Source organism: Streptomyces albus subsp. albus, from assembly GCF_000725885.1.
Taxonomy (GTDB): Bacteria; Actinomycetota; Actinomycetes; order Streptomycetales; family Streptomycetaceae; genus Streptomyces; species Streptomyces albus.
In genome coordinates this window covers 302,592-320,484 of the sequence record NZ_JODR01000001.1, presented here as the reverse complement: position 1 = coordinate 320,484, position 17,893 = coordinate 302,592, and the positions used below count along the sequence as shown (strand labels likewise).

The window sequence follows — 17,893 nt, the reverse complement described above, 5'->3', positions numbered from 1 at the left end:
GCCTCCGCCCCCCCGGGGCCCGGCCCGCCGGGCGCTGCGGTGCTACAGCCGGAGGGGCCGCCCCGGGCCGGCGCCCTCCCCGCCCCGCTCCTCCTGCTCGTCCCAGGCCACCCGCATCGCCTCCGCGTGCGCGATGGTCTCGCCGATCCACTCGGGGGCCAGTGAGGTCTTCGCGTAGTCGCGGGCGCAGGGCAGACACGCGTAGGCGCTGCCGCCGGGTCCGGAACCCGTCTCGATGATCGCGATCAGCGCCCGGTGCATCACCGGCAGATCGCAGCGGCAACACGTGCCGGGGTTGGGCCCTTCGGGCTCCACACCGCCACCTCCTTCACCGTCACTGGCGTCGCACTCTCGTCACATTGCACACATCGCACCCGGCGACTCACGGTGCGTGAGGCGACGGCGCGGCGACACCCGGCGCGACCGGCCTCCCCGTTACCGGCCCAACGCTCCCCGCACGCCGCATCGTGCCCGGGTCACGCACGGATTTGGCCGTTGTCGCCGTCCCCGTGCACACGCGTAGCCGTTTGATGACCGTTGTTCTTCCCCCGCAACGACCCCCCACAGCGAGTGACAGAGATTGTTCCCTCTTTGACGTTCCCACTGGTGCACCCTTCGACGTCCCCTGGGACGCGGACGGCGTCCCGGGGGATGCCCGCGCCGGGAAAACGGGTGGCCGGCGGCCGATAGGATTCGGGTATGGCGGCCACTGGATCAGAGCAGGAGGGGACGAAGGCGTACTACGTCTCGACCCCCATTTACTACGTGAACGACGCTCCCCACCTGGGCCACGCCTATACGACCGTCGCGGGCGACGTGCTCACGCGCTGGCACCGGCAGCGCGGCGAGAAGGTGTGGTACCTCACCGGCACGGACGAGCACGGTCAGAAGATCATGCGCACCGCGGAGGCCAACGGGGTCAGCCCGCAGGAGTGGTGCGACAAGCTCGTCGAGGAGTCCTGGAAGCCCCTCTGGCAGCACCTGCAGATCGCGAACGACGACTTCATCCGCACCACCGAGAAGCGGCACACCGACCGCGTGCGGGAATTCGTCCAGGACCTCTACGACCGGGGCGAGATCTACCAGGGCGGGTACGAGGGCCCGTACTGCGTGCCCTGCGAGGAGTACAAGACCTACGGCGAGCTGCTCGACGGCGAGGGCGAATGGGAAGGGCTCAAGCTCTGCCCCATCCACAAGAAGCCCGTGGAGATGCTCAAGGAGGAGAACTACTTCTTCAAGCTCTCCGCCTACGGCGAGAAGCTGCTCGCGCACTACGAGGCGCACCCGGAGTTCATCCAGCCCGAGTCCGCGCGCAACGAGGTCATGCAGTTCGTGCGCCAGGGCCTGGAGGACCTGTCGATCTCCCGCTCCACCTTCGACTGGGGCGTCAAGATCCCCTGGGACGACAAGCACGTCATCTACGTGTGGGTGGACGCCCTCCTCAACTACGCCACCGCCGTGGGCTACGGCTCCGACCAGCAGAAGTTCGAGGAGACCTTCCCCGCCGACGTGCACCTGGTCGGCAAGGACATCCTCCGCTTCCACGCGGTGATCTGGCCCGCCATGCTGATGGCCAACGGGCTGCCGCTGCCCAAGCGGATCGCCGCCAACGGCTGGCTGATGGTCGGCGGCGAGAAGATGTCCAAGTCCAATCTGACGGGCATCTCCCCGCACGAGCTGACCGACCACTTCGGCGTGGACGCCTACCGCTGGTACTTCCTGCGGGCCATCGCCTTCGGCCAGGACGGCTCCTTCTCCTGGGAGGACTTCTCCGCCCGCTACACCAGCGAGCTGGCCAACGACTACGGCAACCTCGCCTCCCGCGTGGCCGCCATGGTCGGCAAGTACTTCGACGGCGCCCTGCCCGAGGCCACCGCGCACGGTGAGGCCGAGCAGGCAATCGCCGACGGGCTCGCCGCGGCCGTCCGCTCCGCCGACGAGAAGATCGGTGAGCAGCTCGACTTCGCGGGCGGCATCGCCGCGATCTTCGACTTCATCAAGCAGGTCAACGGCTATCTGACCGAGCAGGCGCCGTGGAAGGTGGCCAAGGACGACAGCGCCGAGGCGCAGGCCCGTCTCGCCACCATCCTCTACACGGCCGCCGAGTCGCTGCGCGCCTGCGCGGTCCTGCTGAACGCGGTGATGCCGGAGTCCAGCGCCAAGCTGTGGGAGATGCTCGGCGCCGAGCCGGCCCTGGGCGCCCTCGCGGACCAGCGCATCGCGGACGCCGGCGAGTGGGGCAGGCTCCCCGCCGGCACCACGGTCACCAAGGGCGCGGCGCTCTTCCCCCGCCTGGAGGAGAACAAGTAGGCGGGGCGCCGCCCGAGAACGCGGACCCGGGACCTGGAAAAAGGCCCGGGTGCGCGTGCGGAAGGGACAGCAGGAGGCACCCGTACCCGACCGAGTGGAGCTCCCCCTCCCCGGGGGAGCTCCACCCTTGTCCTGGACGGGGCACGACCGACTCAGCCGGGCACCCGGCCGAGGCTGGTGACGATGATGCGGATGACGGCCTCCTCGATCACGTAGAGAACCCGGTAATCGCCGACGTGCAGGCGGCGAATGTCCGTCGATCCGAAAGCGAAGGATCCCCGGGGGCGGGGATCCTCGCCGAGTGCGTCCACCGCTTCGTACACCGCGGCCAGGCCCTGGGGATCCTCCTGGAGAAAACGGACGGCCGCGTTCGTGGCCCGGGGCTGCCAGATGATTTCGTACGCCACTACCGGAGCCCCAGCATCCTTCCCACTTCCTCATGAGAGGTGCCACTCTCCGGCTTCCCCTCAGCCTTTCGGCGCTCGTATTCGGCCAGCGCCAGCGCGTCTTCGAAGTCCTCTATCACCTGCGGTGACACGAGCAACGCGGCAACGTGTCCGTGATCGGTGAGGGCAATGGTCTCGCGTCCGTGCGCCGCGCGTCGCACGAGGTCACCGAGCTGGGACCGAGCAGCACTGATGGCGATCTCCGTCATGTGCCACATGATGTCTCAACATGCATCTAGTGGTCAATCCTGCGCATCTCAGCGCAACGTTCACCGCGCCCGGCGGCTGTCGAGCGGTCGAGCCCCGCCCGCGAGGGCGGGGCTCACGCGTTACGCGGGCCGGGCACCGTCCCCGTACACCGGCAGGCACGCCGTGTCGACGGGGCAGGTGAACGGCGCGGGAAGCGGCAGCTCGTCGCCGTACTCACCGCGAAGCGTCCCCTGGTATTCCCCGTCCCGGGGACGGGTGTAGAGCGCCCAGTCCCCGCCGCGCGGGTCGAGGACGAGCAGCGCACGCACGCCCGCCGCCGCGTACCAGCCGTTCTTCGCGCTGACCGCCTTCGCCTTCTCCGACTTGGAGATCACCTCGACGGCCAGCTCGACATCACCGGGGTCGACGAGCCATTCGTCGTCCTCGTCCCACTCGGTGGGCAGAACGACGAGGTCCGGGGTGCAGTAGTCCTCCGGGTCACCTGGCATGGCGATGGAAGAGACCTCGTACAGATCGGTCCCGTCCGGTAGCTGTGGCGTGAGCTGATGCCGCAGCCGCCTGATCGTTCCCGCGTGCTTGCCGCGCGGGGTCGGGGACATCACGAGCTTCCCTCCCAGGATCTCCACGCGCAGGCCGGTCGCCCTCTCGATCTCCTCCGCGACCTCGCGCAGGTTTCCGGGACGGGGACTCAGGGCGGGCACGGACATGATCTTTGGCCTCCACTCGGCTGCGGGGCAGCGCCGGGTACGGGTCCACAGTAGCGGGCACCCCACGGGCCCGGGCCCTCTTCGCGAGGGCCCGGGCCCGTGGGGTGTCAGCGCGTGCCGCGCGCTACTGCGCGGGCTTGACCTGCGGGGGCTTGCGCACCGAGAGGTGCAGCTCGCGCAGGCGGGCCTCGTCGACCTCGCTCGGGGCGCCCATCATCAGGTCGAGGGCGTTGTTGTTGAGCGGGAAGGCGATCGTCTCGCGGATGTTCGGCTCGTCCGCCAGCAGCATCACGATGCGGTCGATGCCCGGTGCGATACCGCCGTGCGGCGGGGCGCCGAAGCGGAAGGCCCGCAGCATGCCGCCGAAGTCCCGCTCGACGTCCTCACGCGAGTAGCCCGCGACGCCGAACGCCTCGAACATGATCTCCGGCTCGTGGTTCCGGATGGCGCCGGAGGACAGCTCGACGCCGTTGCAGACGATGTCGTACTGCCAGGCCAGAATGTCCAGCGGGTCCTTGGTGCGCAGCGCCTCCAGACCGCCCTGCGGCATGGAGAACGGGTTGTGCGAGAACTCGATCCTGCCGGTCTCCTCGTCCTTCTCGAACATCGGGAAGTCGACGATCCAGCAGAAGCGGAAGACGCCCTCTTCGAAGTGTCCGGCCCGCTTGGCGGCCTCCACCCGGACCGCACCCATGATCTTGGAGACCTCGTCGAACTCGCCGGCGCCGAAGAACACCGCGTGACCGGGCGCGAGGCCGAGCGCGTCGGTCAGCGCCTTGACGTTGTCGTCCGTGAGGAACTTGGCGATGGGGCCGCTCAGCGAGCCGTCCTCGCCGACCCGCACCCACGCCAGGCCCTTGGCGCCCTGCTCGACGGCGTAGTCGCCCAGCGAGTCGAAGAACTTCCGCGGCTGGGCGGCGGTGTCCGGCACCGGGAGGGCCCGGACGTGCTTGTCGGCGAACGCCTTGAAGGCGGAGCCGGCGAAGATGTCGGAGACGTCCACCAGCTCCAGCCGGGCCCGCAGGTCCGGCTTGTCCGAGCCGTACTTGACCATCGCCTCGCGGAACGGGATCCGCGGGAACGGGGAGGTGACCTCGCGGCCCTCGCCCAGCTCCTGGAACAGCTCCGTCATCACCGTCTCGATGACGGAGAAGACATCCTCCTGCTCGACGAAGCTCATCTCCATGTCGAGCTGGTAGAACTCGCCCGGCGAGCGGTCGGCGCGGGCGTCCTCGTCGCGGAAGCAGGGCGCGATCTGGAAGTAGCGGTCGAAGCCGGCGATCATCAGCAGCTGCTTGAACTGCTGCGGCGCCTGCGGCAGCGCGTAGAACCTGCCCGGGTGCAGGCGGGAGGGCACCAGGAAGTCGCGGGCGCCCTCGGGCGAGGTGGCCGACAGGATCGGGGTGGCCAGCTCGTTGAACCCCTGGGCCACCATCTTCTCGCGGATCTTCGCGATCACCTGCGAGCGCAGCATGACGTTGCGGTGCATGCGCTCGCGGCGCAGGTCGAGGAAGCGGTACTCCAGCCGGCGCTCCTCGTTGACCCCGTCCTCGGCGTTGATCGTGAAGGGGATCTGCTCGGCGGTGCCCAGCACCTCCACCTGCGAGACCTCGACCTCGATCTCGCCGGTGGGCAGCTCCGGGTTGACGTTCTCGTCGCCGCGCGCGGTGACCTTGCCGTCCACGCGGAGCACGGTCTCCTTCGGCAGCGAGCCGAGCTTCCGGCTGATCTCGCTGGACTCGTCGCGGACGACGAGCTGGACGATGCCGTAGTGGTCGCGCAGATCGATGAAGAGGATGCCGCCAAGGTTCCGGCGATTGTGCAGCCAGCCGCTCAGCCGGACGTCAGTGCCGACGTCCGTGGCGCGAAGCTCGCCGCAGGTGTGGGACCGGTACCGATGCATCATTCATCCAAGTCTTCGGCTCAAGGGTCACAGTGGAATCCCCCTCAGACTACCGTCCTGCCCCACCCTCCCTCGCCCCCGTTTCCGGAAGCCGACGCACTCCGCATAAAGTGGTGCAATGCGCACCGAAGACGCCCTGGCGACCCTGGGCGCCGGTCTGTGGAGCTGGGACACCACCACGGGCCTGGTGACGCTCGACAGCCGCACCGCCGAGCTGCTGGGAGCCGCCGTTCCGCCGCCCGGCGAGAGGCCCGGCGCACCGGACGCCTCCGGCACCGCGGGGGCCCCGTCCGACACCCGCATCACTCTGCCCGCCAGCGCCGTCCGCTCCCATCTGCACGCCGTCGACTACGTCGGCTTCCAGGGCATCGTCACCCTCGCCCTCGCCGAGGAGACCACCGCCGAGGCGCTGCTGCGGGTCGTGGACGCCGCCGGGGCGGTGCTCAGGACGGTACGGGTCGCCGTCCGCCCCGCGCACCGGCCCGCCGCCCCCGCACAGCAGGAGGCCGCCTGCGGGCTGACGGGGCTCGTCTACGAGGTGCCGGCACCGGACGCGCCGGGCACCCAGGACGACAACGGCGCGAACGGCGGCCGGACCACCACCGGCACCGGCCGGTCCCCCGGCACGCACGGCGCCCCCGCCCCCGGCCGGCAGCCCGCGGCCCAGCAGAACCGGTCCACCACGGATGAATGGGACTGGCGGCGCAACCGGGAGGCGTTCCTGCTGGACGCCGGCCGGGCGCTGGCAGAGGCGTACACCACCGCCGACGTCCTGCGGGTCGCCGCCTCCTTGGCCATGCCCGGCTTCTCCCCCGACGCGCTCGCCGTCTTCTGCGTCAGCGGCGACCAGCTGACCGTCTACGGCGCCTCCCCCGGCGCCCCGGCGGCGCCCGGCCACCCGCACGCCCCCGGCGCCGGACCCGCCACCGGCGGCGCACGGCTGCGGCTGTCCGACGACGACCCGGCGGCCGAGGCCGTCCGCACCGGCCGCCCCGTCTATCTGCTGGGCGCCGACGAGTACCGCGCCCGCTACCCCGACGCCCGCCCCGCCGAGACCCAGCCGGGCCGCGCCGCCTGGGCCTTCCTGCCGCTGACCGTCGCGGGCCGCACCATCGGCGCCTGGATGACGGCCTTCGACCGGCCGGTCGCCTTCACCCCCGACGAGCGCGCGGTCCTCACCACGGTGGCCCGCATGCTGGCCCAGTCGCTGTCGCGGGCCATGCTGGGCGAGTCCGAGCGGGAGCTCTCCGCCCGGCTCCAGCGCGCGATGGGCCCCGGGCGCAGTCCCGCCGTCCCCGGGATGGACCTGGCCGCCCGCTACGTGCCCAGCGGCGGCGGCCTCCAGATCGGCGGCGACTGGTACGACGTCATCCCGCTGCCCTCGGGCCGCACCGCCCTGGTCATCGGGGACGTGCAGGGCCACGACGTGCGCGCCGCCGGGATCATGGGGCAGCTGCGGGTCGCCGTCCGCGCCTACGCCTCCGAAGGGCACCACCCCGACGCGGTGCTCTCCCGCGCCTCCCGCTTCCTGCACGGGATGAGCGCGGGCCACCGCCTCCACGCGCCGCCGCCCTCGGCCCCCGCCGAGGAGGCTGCCGCCTTCCCGCCCGGGTCCGGACCGGAGGGCGGCCCCGCCGACGAGCCGGAGTACGCCGATCCGCGCTTCGCCACCTGCCTCTACGTCGAGGTGGACCCCGCCACCGGCGTCCTCGACGTGGCCCGCGCCGGCCACCCGGACCCGGCGGTGCAGCTGCCCGACGGCCCGATGATGGTCCGCCCCACGGCCGGCGGTCTGCCGCTGGGCGTCGAGGCGGACTCCGACTACCCCGTCACCCGTCTCGTGCTGGAGCCCGGCGAGCGGCTGCTGATGTGCACCGACGGGCTGATCGAGGCCGGCGGCCACGACCAGGACACGGGCTGGGCGCGGATCAACGAGGTGATCGAGGGACTGCGGGTCCGGGCCGGTGCGGTCCCGGCCGGTGCCCCGTCCGCCGGACAGCCGGGGCTGGAGGAGGTGGCCGACGCACTCGTCGCGGCCGTGCACGGCGACGCGCGGGCGGGCGGCCGGCACGGCGGCGGCCCGCTCACCGACCGGCGGGAGGACGATGTCGCGCTGCTCCTGCTCTCCCGTACGGCCACCGCCGACGGCGGCCCGGCCGAGGGCGGGCCCGTCCCGGCCCGGCGCACGGTGATGACGGTCGCCCAGGCCCAGCCGGACCGGATCGCCGCGGCCCGCCACCAGCTGCGCGACCTGCTGCACGACTGGGCCGACCCCGAGCAGGTGGACGGCGCGGTGCTGATGCTCTCCGAGATGCTGACGAACGTGCTGGTCCACACCGACGGGGACGCGGTCCTCGTCGCCCGGATCAGCACGCCCCGGCACGGCGGGCAGCGCACCCTGCGGGTCGATGTCGCCGACTCCAGCGACGAGCTGCCGCACCGCCGCAGCCCGGGGGAGCTGGCCTCGTCCGGGCGCGGTCTGATGCTGCTGGGCATGCTCGCCGACCGCTGGGGCGTGGAGCCCCAGGGCGAGGGGAAGTGCATCTGGTTCGAGATGCACGAGGCGGATCCGTCGGCGCGGGAGCAGGGCGCCGAGGAGGAGGGCGCCGAGCCGTCCCTCGACCAGTGGGACGCCTGGGACCTGTCGGCCGCCGACGGGACGTGATCCGTCCCGGGACGGTGGTCCACCTGCCGATCCCGTCCTCGGGCACGTTCGCGGCGTGATCCGCCCCGGGGCACGGTGGTCCGCCGCGGCCCCGGGAGGCGGGCTGTCAGCCGTACATGCGCCGCATCGCGAAGTCGACCATCTCCTCGACGGCCTTCGCGTCGAACACCACCCGGTGCTCGCCCTCCATGTCGAGGACGAAGCCGTACCCGGTCGGCAGCAGGTCCAGCACCTCGGCGCCGGTGATGACGAAGTACTTCGACTCCCTGCCCGCGTAGGCACGCAGTTCCTTGAGCGTGCTGAACATCGGGATCACCGGCTGCTGGGTGTTGTGCAGGGCGAGAAAGCCGGGGGTGTCACCGCGCGGGCAGTACACCTTCGAGGTGGAGAAGATTCCCTGGAAGTCCTCCGCGCTCATCGAACCCGTCGTGAACGCGCGGATGGCCTCCTTGAGGGAGGGCGGCGAGGGCTCGGGGTAGAACGGCTGCTGCTGTTGCGGCCCCGGCTGCCCGTACGGCGCACCCTGCGGCGCCCCGTACGGAGGCGGCGGCGCCTGGTGGTGCCCCTGCTGGTGCCCACCGGGGTGCCCGACGTCCTGATAGCCGTGCCCCCCGTGTCCCTGCCCGGGCGGGGCACCGGTCTGGTCGTAGCCGTACATGCCGAAAAGAGTAACCAGTCACAGATGGGTGGCGGGGGGTTGCTTCTTATTACCGACGGGTAGCATCATCTAAGGAGCTACTGACAAGTACGAGCGAGTCATTACGGAGCCGTCGCCATGGGGCATTACAAGTCGAATCTCCGCGACATCGAGTTCAACCTGTTCGAGGTGCTCGGGCGCGATGCGGTGTACGGCACCGGACCGTTCGCGGAGATGGACGTCGAGACCGCGAAGAACATCCTCAGTGAGATCGCCCGGCTCGCCGAGAACGAGCTGGCCGCCTCCTTCGAGGACGCCGACCGCACTCCGCCCGTCTTCGACCCGGAGACCAACACCGCACCCGTCCCGGAATCCTTCAAGAAGAGCTACCAGGCGTACATGGACGCCGAATGGTGGCGCCTGGGCATCCCGGAGGAGATCGGCGGCACCGTCGCCCCGCGCTCGCTGCTGTGGGGCTTCGCCGAGACCATCCTGGGGGCCAACCCCGCGGTGTGGATGTACGCCTCCGGCCCCGCCTTCGCCGGCGTCCTCTACGACGAGGGCACCGAGGAGCAGCGCAAGATCGCCAAGCTGATGGCCGACAAGCAGTGGGGCTCCACCATGGTGCTCACCGAGCCGGACGCCGGCTCCGACGTGGGCGCCGGCCGCACCAAGGCCGTCCAGCAGGACGACGGCTCCTGGCACATCGAGGGCGTCAAGCGCTTCATCACCTCGGGCGAGCACGACATGTCCGAGAACATCGTGCACTTCGTCCTCGCCCGCCCCGAGGGCCACGGCCCGGGCACCAAGGGCCTGTCCCTGTTCATCGTGCCGAAGTACGACTTCGACTGGGAGACCGGCGAACTGGGCGAGCGCAACGGCGTCTACGCCACCAACGTCGAGCACAAGATGGGCCTGAAGGTCTCCAACACCTGCGAGATGACCTTCGGCGCCAACCGGCCCGCCAAGGGCTGGCTGCTGGGCGAGAAGCACGACGGCATCCGCCAGATGTTCAAGATCATCGAGTTCGCCCGGATGATGGTCGGCACGAAGGCCATCGCCACCCTGTCCACCGGCTACCTCAACGCGCTGGAGTACGCCAAGGAGCGCGTCCAGGGCGCCGACCTGGCGCAGTTCACCGACAAGACCGCGCCGCGCGTCACCATCACCCACCACCCCGACGTCCGCCGCTCGCTGCTCACGCAGAAGGCGTACGCCGAGGGCATGCGCGCCCTCGTCCTGTACACCGCCACGGTGCAGGACGAGATCATGCTCAAGGAGCACAACGGCGAGGACGCCTCCGCCGCGCGCCGCCTCAACGACCTGCTGCTGCCCATCGTCAAGGGCTACGGCTCCGAGAAGTCCTACGAGCAGCTCGCGCAGTCCCTCCAGACCCTGGGCGGCTCCGGCTACCTCCAGGAGTACCCGATCGAGCAGTACATCCGGGACTCCAAGATCGACACCCTCTACGAGGGCACCACCGCCATCCAGGGCCAGGACTTCTTCTTCCGCAAGGTCGTCCGCGACCAGGGCCAGGCGCTCACCGCCCTCTCCGAAGAGGTCAAGAAGTTCCTCGCCGAGGCCCGCGGCGGCGAGGAACTGGCCGCCGCCCGCGACCAGCTCGCCAAGGCCGCCGGCGACCTCGAAGGCATCGTCGGCACGATGCTCACCGACCTGGCCGCCACCGAGAAGGACGTCCGGTCGATCTACAAGGTCGGCCTGAACACCACCCGGTTCCTGATGGCCGCCGGTGACGTCGTGATCGGCTACCTGCTGCTGCGCGGCGCCGCCGTCGCCGCCGAGAAGCTGGCCGGTGCCTCCGCCAAGGACGCGCCCTTCTACCAGGGCAAGATCGCCGCGGCGAAGTTCTTCGCGGCGAACGTGCTGCCGCAGGTCTCCGTCCAGCGGCAGCTGGCCGCCGAGGTCGACCTGTCCGTCATGGAACTGGACGAGTCCGCCTTCTGAGCCCCGCCCGACGGCACCCCGGCTGTCAGCCGCGCCCCGCTCCTCCCCCACGGGAGCGGGGCGCTCGCCTTGCTGGGCTGCTGCCGGGCGGGCGTCCCCCACAGCGTCGAGCGTCCCCGGCCGGGACGTTCGCGCAGGTGGGCCGGGGCGGCGGGGCCCGCCCGGGGCGGCCGTAAGGTGGGGGCATGAGCGATGCCATGCCGTTCGACCGCGGCCACACCGACGGCCTGCTGTCCTTCCTCGCCGCCAGTCCCTCGCCCTACCACGCGGTGGCGAACGCAGCCGCACGGCTGGCCGAAGCCGGCTTCCAGCAGGTCCACGAGACCGACGCGTGGGACGGCACCCCCGGCGGCAAGTACGTACTGCGCGGCGGCGCCCTGATCGCCTGGTACGTCCCCGAAGGCGCGACACCCGCCACCCCCTTCCGGATCGTCGGCGCCCACACCGACTCGCCCAACCTGCGCGTCAAGCCCGTGCCCGACACCGGCGCCCAGGGCTGGCGGCAGATCGCCGTCGAGATCTACGGCGGCACCCTCCTCAACACCTGGCTCGACCGGGACCTGGGCCTCAGCGGCCGGCTCACCCTCCGGGACGGCTCCACCCGCCTGGTGCACGTCGACCGCCCCCTGCTGCGCGTCCCGCAACTGGCCATCCACCTCGACCGCCAGGTCAACGACGGGCTCAAGCTGGAGCGCCAGCGCCACATGACCCCGATCTGGGGACTGGGCCGCCCCGGCGAAGGCGACCTGGTGCGCTTCCTCGCCGAGGAGAGCGGACTGGACGCCGACGCCGTCGCCGGCTGGGACCTCATGGCGCACAGCGTGGAACCCCCCGCCTACCTGGGACGGGACCGCGAACTGGTCGCCGGGCCGCGCATGGACAACCTGCTGTCCGTGCACGCCGGCGTGGCCGCGCTCGCCGCCGTCGCCGAGGCCGGCACCGCCCCCGCCGCCATCCCCGTACTCGCCGCCTTCGACCACGAGGAGAACGGCAGCCAGTCCGACACCGGCGCCCAGGGCCCCCTGCTCGGCACGGTGCTGGAGCGGTCCGTCGCCGCACGCGGCGGCACGTTCGAGGACCGGGCCCGGGCCCTCGCGGGAACCGTGTGCTTCTCCTCCGACACCGGACACGCCGTGCACCCCAACTACCCCGAGCGGCACGAGCCGGGCCACCACCCGATGCCCAACGGCGGACCCATCCTCAAGGTCAACGTCAACCAGCGCTACGCCACCGACGGTTCAGGCCGGGCCCTGTTCGCCGCCGCCTGCGAACGCGCCGGGGTGCCCTGGCAGAGCTTCGTCTCCCACAACGACATGCCCTGCGGCACCACCATCGGCCCCCTCACCGCCGCCCGGCACGGCATCACCACCGTGGACATCGGCGTCGCCATCCTCTCCATGCACTCCGCACGCGAACTGTGCGGCGCGGACGACCCGTTCCTGCTGGCGAACTGCCTCACGGCGTTCCTGGGGGAGTGACCGGACCGGCCCCCGCCTCCCCGCCACGCCCCACCGCCTCCGCCCGGCTCCCCCGGAATGCCTCCGGGTGAGCCGGGTACCCGCCGCCGGTAAGCGCGGTAAGCGCGGCCTCGACTGAGCTTGGAGGCATCACTCATGGGCATCGTCATCTGCATCGGCATGATGGCGGTGGGGGCGATACTGGCCCTGGCCGTCGACATCGACATCAGCGGCGTCAACGTCCACTTGGTGGGCGCCCTGCTGCTGATCGTCGGCGTCATCGGGCTGTGCACCTACATCAGCATCCTCAAGCGCCGTCGTGTCGAACCGCCGTCCCCCGGCGCCCCGGTGATCGAAGAGGTCAACAAGCACCACTGGGAGTGAGCCGGCCGGCATCCCGGCGGCTCACCCCCGCGACGGGACGGCCTCGCGTGGCCGCCCCGTTCACCGGACCGGCGGTCAGCCCTCGTCCAGACCGGCCAGCACCAGCGGCAGCCGGTCGGCACCCCGGCCGCTGAGCCGCACGGGCACGCCCCAGTCCTGCTGGTGGACGTGGCAGGCCGGGTACTCCCCCTCCTCGTCGCAGGAGGCGGCCATCGCCGAGACGTGCAGCACACCCTCGGCACCCTCCGCACCCGCCAGCCGCACCTCACGGCGCAGCTCCGTACCGGCGCCCTCGCCCTCCGCGAGGAGTTCCGGCGGGGTGGCACTGACGATCAGCCGCGTCGAAGGCCCGTAACGGGTGTCGAGCTTCTGACCCGGCGGCGGCTGGAAGACCACATCGAGACGGAGCACACCCGGCGCCACCTCGGTCGCCGCCCGCTGCGTACGGTGCGCGACGGCCTCGACGCGTACGGCGTCCTCGGGCAGCCGCAGCCGGGTGAGCCGGTGACGGGCCGACTCGACGACGACGATCTCCCCGCCCGCCTCCGGCGCCAGCACGGCATCCGACGGCTCACGCAGATCGGTGGCCAGCGTGCTGACCTCACCGGTGGCCGGATCGTAGCGGCGCAGCGCGTGGTTGTAGGTGTCGCAGACCGCCACCGAACCGTCCGGCAGCGCCGTCACACCGAGCGGATGCTGGAAGAGCGCCTGCCCGGCCGGCCCGTCGCGATGGCCGAAGTCGAAGAGGCCGGTGCCCACAGCGGTCCGCACGGCGAACCCCTCACCGTCCCGCTCGACCCACCGCAGCGCGCTGGTCTCGGAGTCGGCCACCCACAGCCGCGTACCGTCGGAGGAGACGGCCAGCCCGGACGGCTGCGCGAACCACGCCTCACCGGCGGGACCGTCCACCAGCCCCTCGTTGGTCGTCCCGGCCTCGGCCCGCACCGTGCCGCTCGCCGGGTCGTACGTCCACAACTGGTGCACCCCGGCCATCGCGATCCACACGCGGTCCGCGAAGTACGCCACGTCCCACGGCGACGACAGCGCCGTCTCCCGCGCCGGACCCTGGGCGGGGGCACCCTGGAACCACTGCTGCCCGGTGCCGGCGACGGTCAGCGTCTCGCCGGTGGACGGATCCACACGCCGCAGCGCGTGGTTGACGGTGTCCGCGACGAGCACCTGCCCGTCGGGCAGCAGCGCCAGCCCCTGCGGCTCGTTGAAGCGTGCCGCCTCGGGGCCGCCGTCGGCCAGCCCCCGCTCCCCGGCCCCGATCCGCCGCCGCACGGTCTCGCCGTCCGCCGCCAGCTCCACGAGCTGGTGCCGGGTCGTGTCGGAGACGAGGTACCCGCCGTCGGGCAGGGCCAGCACCTTGCCGGGAAAACGCAGATCGGTCGCGACGGGCTCGGGCGGCACGTACGGCCCGTCCCCGCGGCGCAGCGTCCCCTTGGCACCGTGCTCGGCCTCCAGCTGCTCCACGAGCCGCTCGATCGCGTGGACGTGCCCCTCCCCGGCGTGCTGCGCCACGACGTAGCCCTCCGGGTCGATCACGACCAGCGTCGGCCAGGCCCGCACCGCGTACTGCTTCCAGGTGGCCAGCTCGGGGTCGTCCAGCACCGGGTGCTCGACCCCGTACCGCTCGACGGCGTCCACCACGGCGGCGTGCTCGGCCTCGTGCACGAACTTGGGCGAGTGCACCCCGACCACCACGACGGTGTCGCTGTGCCGCTCCTCCAGCTCCCGCAGCTCGTCGAGGACGTGCAGACAGTTGATGCAGCAGAACGTCCAGAAATCGACAATCGTGATCTTTCCCCGCAGCGCGGCGAGGCTCAGCTGTTCACCGCCCGTGTTCAGCCAGCCCCCGGCCCCGGTCAGCTCCGGGGCGCGGACGCGGGGACGGCGGGCGGGTGCGGAGGCGGGGGCGGAGGTGGCCGGGTCGTTCATGGTTCAAGCGTGCCACTCCCCGGCCGGAAGGTGCCGGGCGCCCGGCCACCGCGGAGCGCGGCCGGGCGCGGTGCGCGGGCCGGCGAGGGCCCGGCGGCTCAGAGCACCCGGTCCTTGAGGACGGGGAAGACCTCGCGGACCTTCTCGATCTGGGTGAGGTCGAGATCGACGGTGAGGACCGTCTCGTCCGTGGTGGCGGCCTCCGCGACCGTCTCGCCCCAGGGGTCGATGACGGCGCTGTGCCCGGCCTGGGCGACGCCCGCGTGGGTGCCGGCGCTACCGCAGGCCAGTACGAAGCACTGGTTCTCCACGGCGCGGGCGCGGGTGAACAGGGACCAGTGCGCGGCACGCTTCGCGGGCCAGCCGGCGGGCACGACCAGGACACCGGCCCCCGCGTCGACAAGGGCGCGGAAGAGTTCGGGGAAGCGCAGGTCGTAGCAGGTGGCCAGGCCGAGGGTGGCCTGCGGGTGCGGGACGGTGACGGGGGTGGTGCCCGCCGTCATCAGCGCGGCCTCGCCGCGGTCGAAGCCGAAGCGGTGGATCTTGCGGTAGGCGGCGGCGAGTTCACCGGTGGGGGAGAAGACCAACGAGGTGTTGTAGAGGGCGCCGCCCTCCTCGCCCTTCTCCACGATCGAACCGGCGTGCAGCCAGACCCCGGCGTCGCGGGCGGCGGCGGACATGGCCAGTGCGGTGGGGCCGGTCGCCGGGTCGGCGTCCTCGGCCTCGGCGGCGAACCGGTCGTGCGCGAAGGCGCCGACGGGCCACAGTTCGGGCAGGACCACCAGGTCGGCACCGGCTTGTCCGCGGACGAGCGCAGCGGCCCGCTCGCGGCGGGAGGCGACCGACTCGTCCGGGTCCACCTGCATCTGGAGAAGCGAAGCGCGCACCGTATCACCGTCCATGCGATCGAGGGGGGCGATTGGGCCTAGCATCGTCCCAAAAGCACTGCCGGGGTGCCCGTGCGCAGCGTAACTTGAGAGCGGCCAGCATGAGCACCCTGCCCTGTCCAGCAGCCAGCGAACCGCCAAGCCGAGGGGTCCCGTGACCGACCACCCAAGCCTTCAGCCCTACGTTGACGCATGGACGCAGTCCATGGAAGCGATATCCGAGCTGGTCACTCCGCTCGTCGAAGGGGAGTGGAACCGGCGGACCGAGTGCCCGGGCTGGTCGGTCCGCGACGTGGTGTCCCACATCATCGGTCTCGAATGCGAAGTGATGGGGGATCCGCGGCCGATCCACTCCCTGCCCCGCGACATCCTGCACGTGCGGGACGAGAAGAGCCGCCACATGGAGGTCCAGGTGGATGTGCGGCGGCATCACACGGGGCCGGAGATGACCAGCGAGTTCGAGTACGTCTTCATCCGCCGGTCGCGGCATCTGCGCAACGAGAAGCGCGGCCCGGAGGCGGAGGTCACCAATGTGCTGCCGTTCGGGCCGCGGAAGCTCACGCTGGAGCGGCAGTTGATGATGCGGGCCTTCGACGTGTGGGTGCACGAGCAGGATCTGCGGCGGGCGCTGGACGCTCCGGGCGACCTCGACTCGCCGGGTGCCTATGTGGCCCGGGATGTGATGCTCGCGGCGCTGCCGAAGGTCGTCGCCAAGGACGTCGGTGCCCCGCCGAACTCGGCGATCGTCTTCGATGTGAGCGGCCCCGTGGAGTTCATGCGGACGGTGCGCGTGGACAAGGACGGCAACGGCACGGTGGACGGCAGCGTCTCGCTGGGCCCGACGGCGACGCTCGCGATGGACTGGGAGACCTACTCGCGGCTGGCCGCGGGCCGCGTACGGCCGGAGGCCGTCGCGGACCGCGTCAAGATCGACGGTGACGCCGAGCTGGCGGCCGAGATCCTGCGCCACTTCTCCGTCACGCCGTAGTCGGCCTGGTCACCGCAGTCGCCGCAGTCGCCGTCGGCCTGGTCGCCGGAGCCGCCGTGGTCCACGCGACGCGGTCCGCTCCCCTCACACCGGGACGTGCACCGCCTCCACACGGCTGGCCACCACGCGTTCGCGTTCCCTGCGAACCGCGCGGCCCCGCAGCCGGGCGAACTGCACCAGTCCCAGCGCCTGGAGGACGAAGACGCTGACGAAGGCGATCCGGTAGTTGTCGCCGGTCAGGTCGAGCAGGACGCCCACGGCGAACAGCGTCGTCATGGACGCCGTGAAGCCGCCCATGTTGACGATGCCGGAGGCGGTGCCCTGCCGCTCGGGCGGGTTCGCGGGCCGGGAGAAGTCGAAGCCGATCATCGAGCCGGGTCCGCAGGCGCCGAGGACGGTGCACAGGACGACCAGCAGCCACATCGGCGCCCGTCCGGGCCAGGCGATCGTCGCCGCCCACAGGGCGGCCGTGGCCAGGACCGTACCGAGCACCAGCGGCGTGCGGGCCGCGTGGTGCCGGGCGATGACCTGGCCGTACACCAGGCCGCAGCACATGTTGGAGACGACGACGAGGGTGAGCAGCGCGCCCGCCGTGCCCTTGTCGAGGCCCTGCGCCTCCACCAGGTAGGGCATGCCCCACAGCAGCAGGAAGACCATGCCGGGGAACTGGCAGGTGAAGTGCACCCACATGCCGACGCGGGTGCCCGGCTCCCGCCAGGCGGCGGTGATCTGCCGGCGGATGAAGCCCGACCCGCTCGTCTCGCCGGGGGGCGGGGAGGGCGGTTCGTAGCCCTTCGGGTGGTCGCGGAGGAAGAAGATCACCAGCAGCAGGATGAGCAGTCCGCCGGCGGCGCTGCCCGCGAAGGTGGGTGTCCAGCCGAAGACGTCCAGGATGCGGGCGAGCACGAGGGTGGTGACCAGGTTGCCCGCCATGCCGATCAGGGCGGCGACCTGGGCGATGACCGGGCCGCGCCGGGCGGGGAACCAGCGGGCGCCCAGCCGCAGCACGGCGATGAAGGTCATCGCGTCGCCGCAGCCGAGCAGGGCCCGGGAGGCCAGTGCGGTGCCGTACGAGGCGGACAGGGCGAAGCCGAACTGGCCGGCGGTGAACAGCAGGACGCCGAGCAGCAGGATGCGGCGGGTGCCCCATTTGTCGACGAGCAGGCCGACGGGTATCTGCATGCCCGCGTACACCAGCAGTTGCAGGATGGAGAAGCTGGAGAGGGCCGAGGCGTTGATGTCGAAGCGGTGCGCGGCGTCGATGCCGGCCACGCCCAGGCTGGTGCGGAAGGTGACGGCGACGAAGTAGACGGCGACGCCGATGCCCCACACCCACATGGCGCGGGGGCCGCCGGGGGGATCGCCGGGCAACCGGACGTGGGGGGAGTCGGCG

The 17,893-nt window shown here is 71.7% G+C and carries 15 protein-coding genes; 6 read left to right on the top strand and 9 right to left on the bottom strand.

Annotated elements, in window-relative coordinates:
• Positions 1–42 precede the first annotated feature (42 nt).
• Positions 43–315, bottom strand: a complete 273-nt coding sequence (locus IO40_RS0101330) for a hypothetical protein (protein ID WP_016471976.1) — start codon at positions 313–315, stop codon at positions 43–45.
• Positions 316–699: 384 nt separating this feature from the next.
• Between IO40_RS0101330 and metG the strand changes: the two genes are divergently transcribed.
• Entirely contained in the window at positions 700–2,310 is a 1,611-nt protein-coding gene (metG, locus tag IO40_RS0101325; protein WP_016471977.1) for a methionine--tRNA ligase, read from the top strand.
• A 152-nt stretch (positions 2,311–2,462) separates the two neighbouring features.
• Here the strand turns inward: metG and IO40_RS0101320 are convergent, their stop codons facing one another.
• The 4 genes from IO40_RS0101320 to aspS form a co-directional block, all read right to left on the bottom strand.
• On the bottom strand, positions 2,463–2,717 hold the full coding sequence (locus IO40_RS0101320) for a type II toxin-antitoxin system RelE family toxin (protein ID WP_016471978.1): 255 nt from the start codon (positions 2,715–2,717) through the stop codon (positions 2,463–2,465).
• Positions 2,717–2,965: a type II toxin-antitoxin system Phd/YefM family antitoxin gene (locus IO40_RS0101315; protein WP_030406616.1), complete on the bottom strand. Its 249-nt coding sequence runs from the start codon at positions 2,963–2,965 to the stop codon at positions 2,717–2,719. The genes IO40_RS0101320 and IO40_RS0101315 overlap by 1 nt, the downstream gene beginning before the upstream one ends.
• 120 nt (positions 2,966–3,085) lie before the next feature.
• Entirely contained in the window at positions 3,086–3,673 is a 588-nt protein-coding gene (locus tag IO40_RS0101310; RefSeq protein WP_016471980.1) for a Uma2 family endonuclease, read from the bottom strand.
• A gap of 124 nt (positions 3,674–3,797) precedes the next feature.
• Entirely contained in the window at positions 3,798–5,576 is a 1,779-nt protein-coding gene (aspS, locus tag IO40_RS0101305) for an aspartate--tRNA ligase (protein ID WP_031174675.1), read from the bottom strand.
• Positions 5,577–5,694: 118 nt separating this feature from the next.
• On the opposite strand from aspS, the gene IO40_RS0101300 reads away from it, so the two are divergent.
• Positions 5,695–8,241: an ATP-binding SpoIIE family protein phosphatase gene (locus tag IO40_RS0101300; RefSeq protein ID WP_031174674.1), complete on the top strand. Its 2,547-nt coding sequence runs from the start codon at positions 5,695–5,697 to the stop codon at positions 8,239–8,241.
• A gap of 106 nt (positions 8,242–8,347) precedes the next feature.
• Here IO40_RS0101300 and IO40_RS0101295 read toward each other — a convergent pair whose 3' ends face one another.
• Positions 8,348–8,899: an SseB family protein gene (locus tag IO40_RS0101295; protein ID WP_016471983.1), complete on the bottom strand. Its 552-nt coding sequence runs from the start codon at positions 8,897–8,899 to the stop codon at positions 8,348–8,350.
• 117 nt (positions 8,900–9,016) lie between these two features.
• Between IO40_RS0101295 and IO40_RS0101290 the strand changes: the two genes are divergently transcribed.
• The 3 genes from IO40_RS0101290 to IO40_RS0101280 all read left to right on the top strand — a co-directional run bounded on the left by IO40_RS0101290 (position 9,017) and on the right by IO40_RS0101280 (position 12,684).
• Positions 9,017–10,843: an acyl-CoA dehydrogenase gene (locus tag IO40_RS0101290; RefSeq protein ID WP_031174673.1), complete on the top strand. Its 1,827-nt coding sequence runs from the start codon at positions 9,017–9,019 to the stop codon at positions 10,841–10,843.
• A gap of 185 nt (positions 10,844–11,028) precedes the next feature.
• Positions 11,029–12,321 (top strand): M18 family aminopeptidase, encoded by a 1,293-nt coding sequence (locus IO40_RS0101285; RefSeq protein WP_016471985.1) that lies wholly within the window; start codon positions 11,029–11,031, stop codon positions 12,319–12,321.
• Between the two features lie 135 nt (positions 12,322–12,456).
• Positions 12,457–12,684, top strand: a complete 228-nt coding sequence (locus IO40_RS0101280) for a DUF6458 family protein (protein ID WP_016471986.1) — start codon at positions 12,457–12,459, stop codon at positions 12,682–12,684.
• A 75-nt stretch (positions 12,685–12,759) separates the two neighbouring features.
• Here IO40_RS0101280 and IO40_RS0101275 read toward each other — a convergent pair whose 3' ends face one another.
• Both IO40_RS0101275 and IO40_RS0101270 read right to left on the bottom strand, forming a co-directional pair.
• Positions 12,760–14,625 carry a thioredoxin-like domain-containing protein gene (locus IO40_RS0101275; RefSeq protein WP_016471987.1) on the bottom strand — a complete coding sequence of 622 codons (1,866 nt, stop codon included), beginning with the start codon at positions 14,623–14,625 and terminating at the stop codon, positions 12,760–12,762.
• Between the two features lie 98 nt (positions 14,626–14,723).
• A complete protein-coding gene (locus IO40_RS0101270; protein WP_030406619.1) occupies positions 14,724–15,512 on the bottom strand; it encodes a carbon-nitrogen family hydrolase in 789 nt (262 codons plus the stop codon).
• A 154-nt stretch (positions 15,513–15,666) separates the two neighbouring features.
• Here IO40_RS0101270 and IO40_RS0101265 point away from each other — a divergent pair, with 154 nt between their 5' ends.
• The gene (locus IO40_RS0101265; protein WP_030406620.1) at positions 15,667–16,500 is read left to right on the top strand and encodes a maleylpyruvate isomerase family mycothiol-dependent enzyme; all 834 of its coding nucleotides are present in this window, start codon (positions 15,667–15,669) and stop codon (positions 16,498–16,500) included.
• 84 nt (positions 16,501–16,584) lie between these two features.
• Here the strand turns inward: IO40_RS0101265 and IO40_RS0101260 are convergent, their stop codons facing one another.
• The gene (locus IO40_RS0101260; protein WP_041968388.1) at positions 16,585–17,838 is read right to left on the bottom strand and encodes an MFS transporter; all 1,254 of its coding nucleotides are present in this window, start codon (positions 17,836–17,838) and stop codon (positions 16,585–16,587) included.
• Positions 17,839–17,893: the final 55 nt, after the last annotated feature.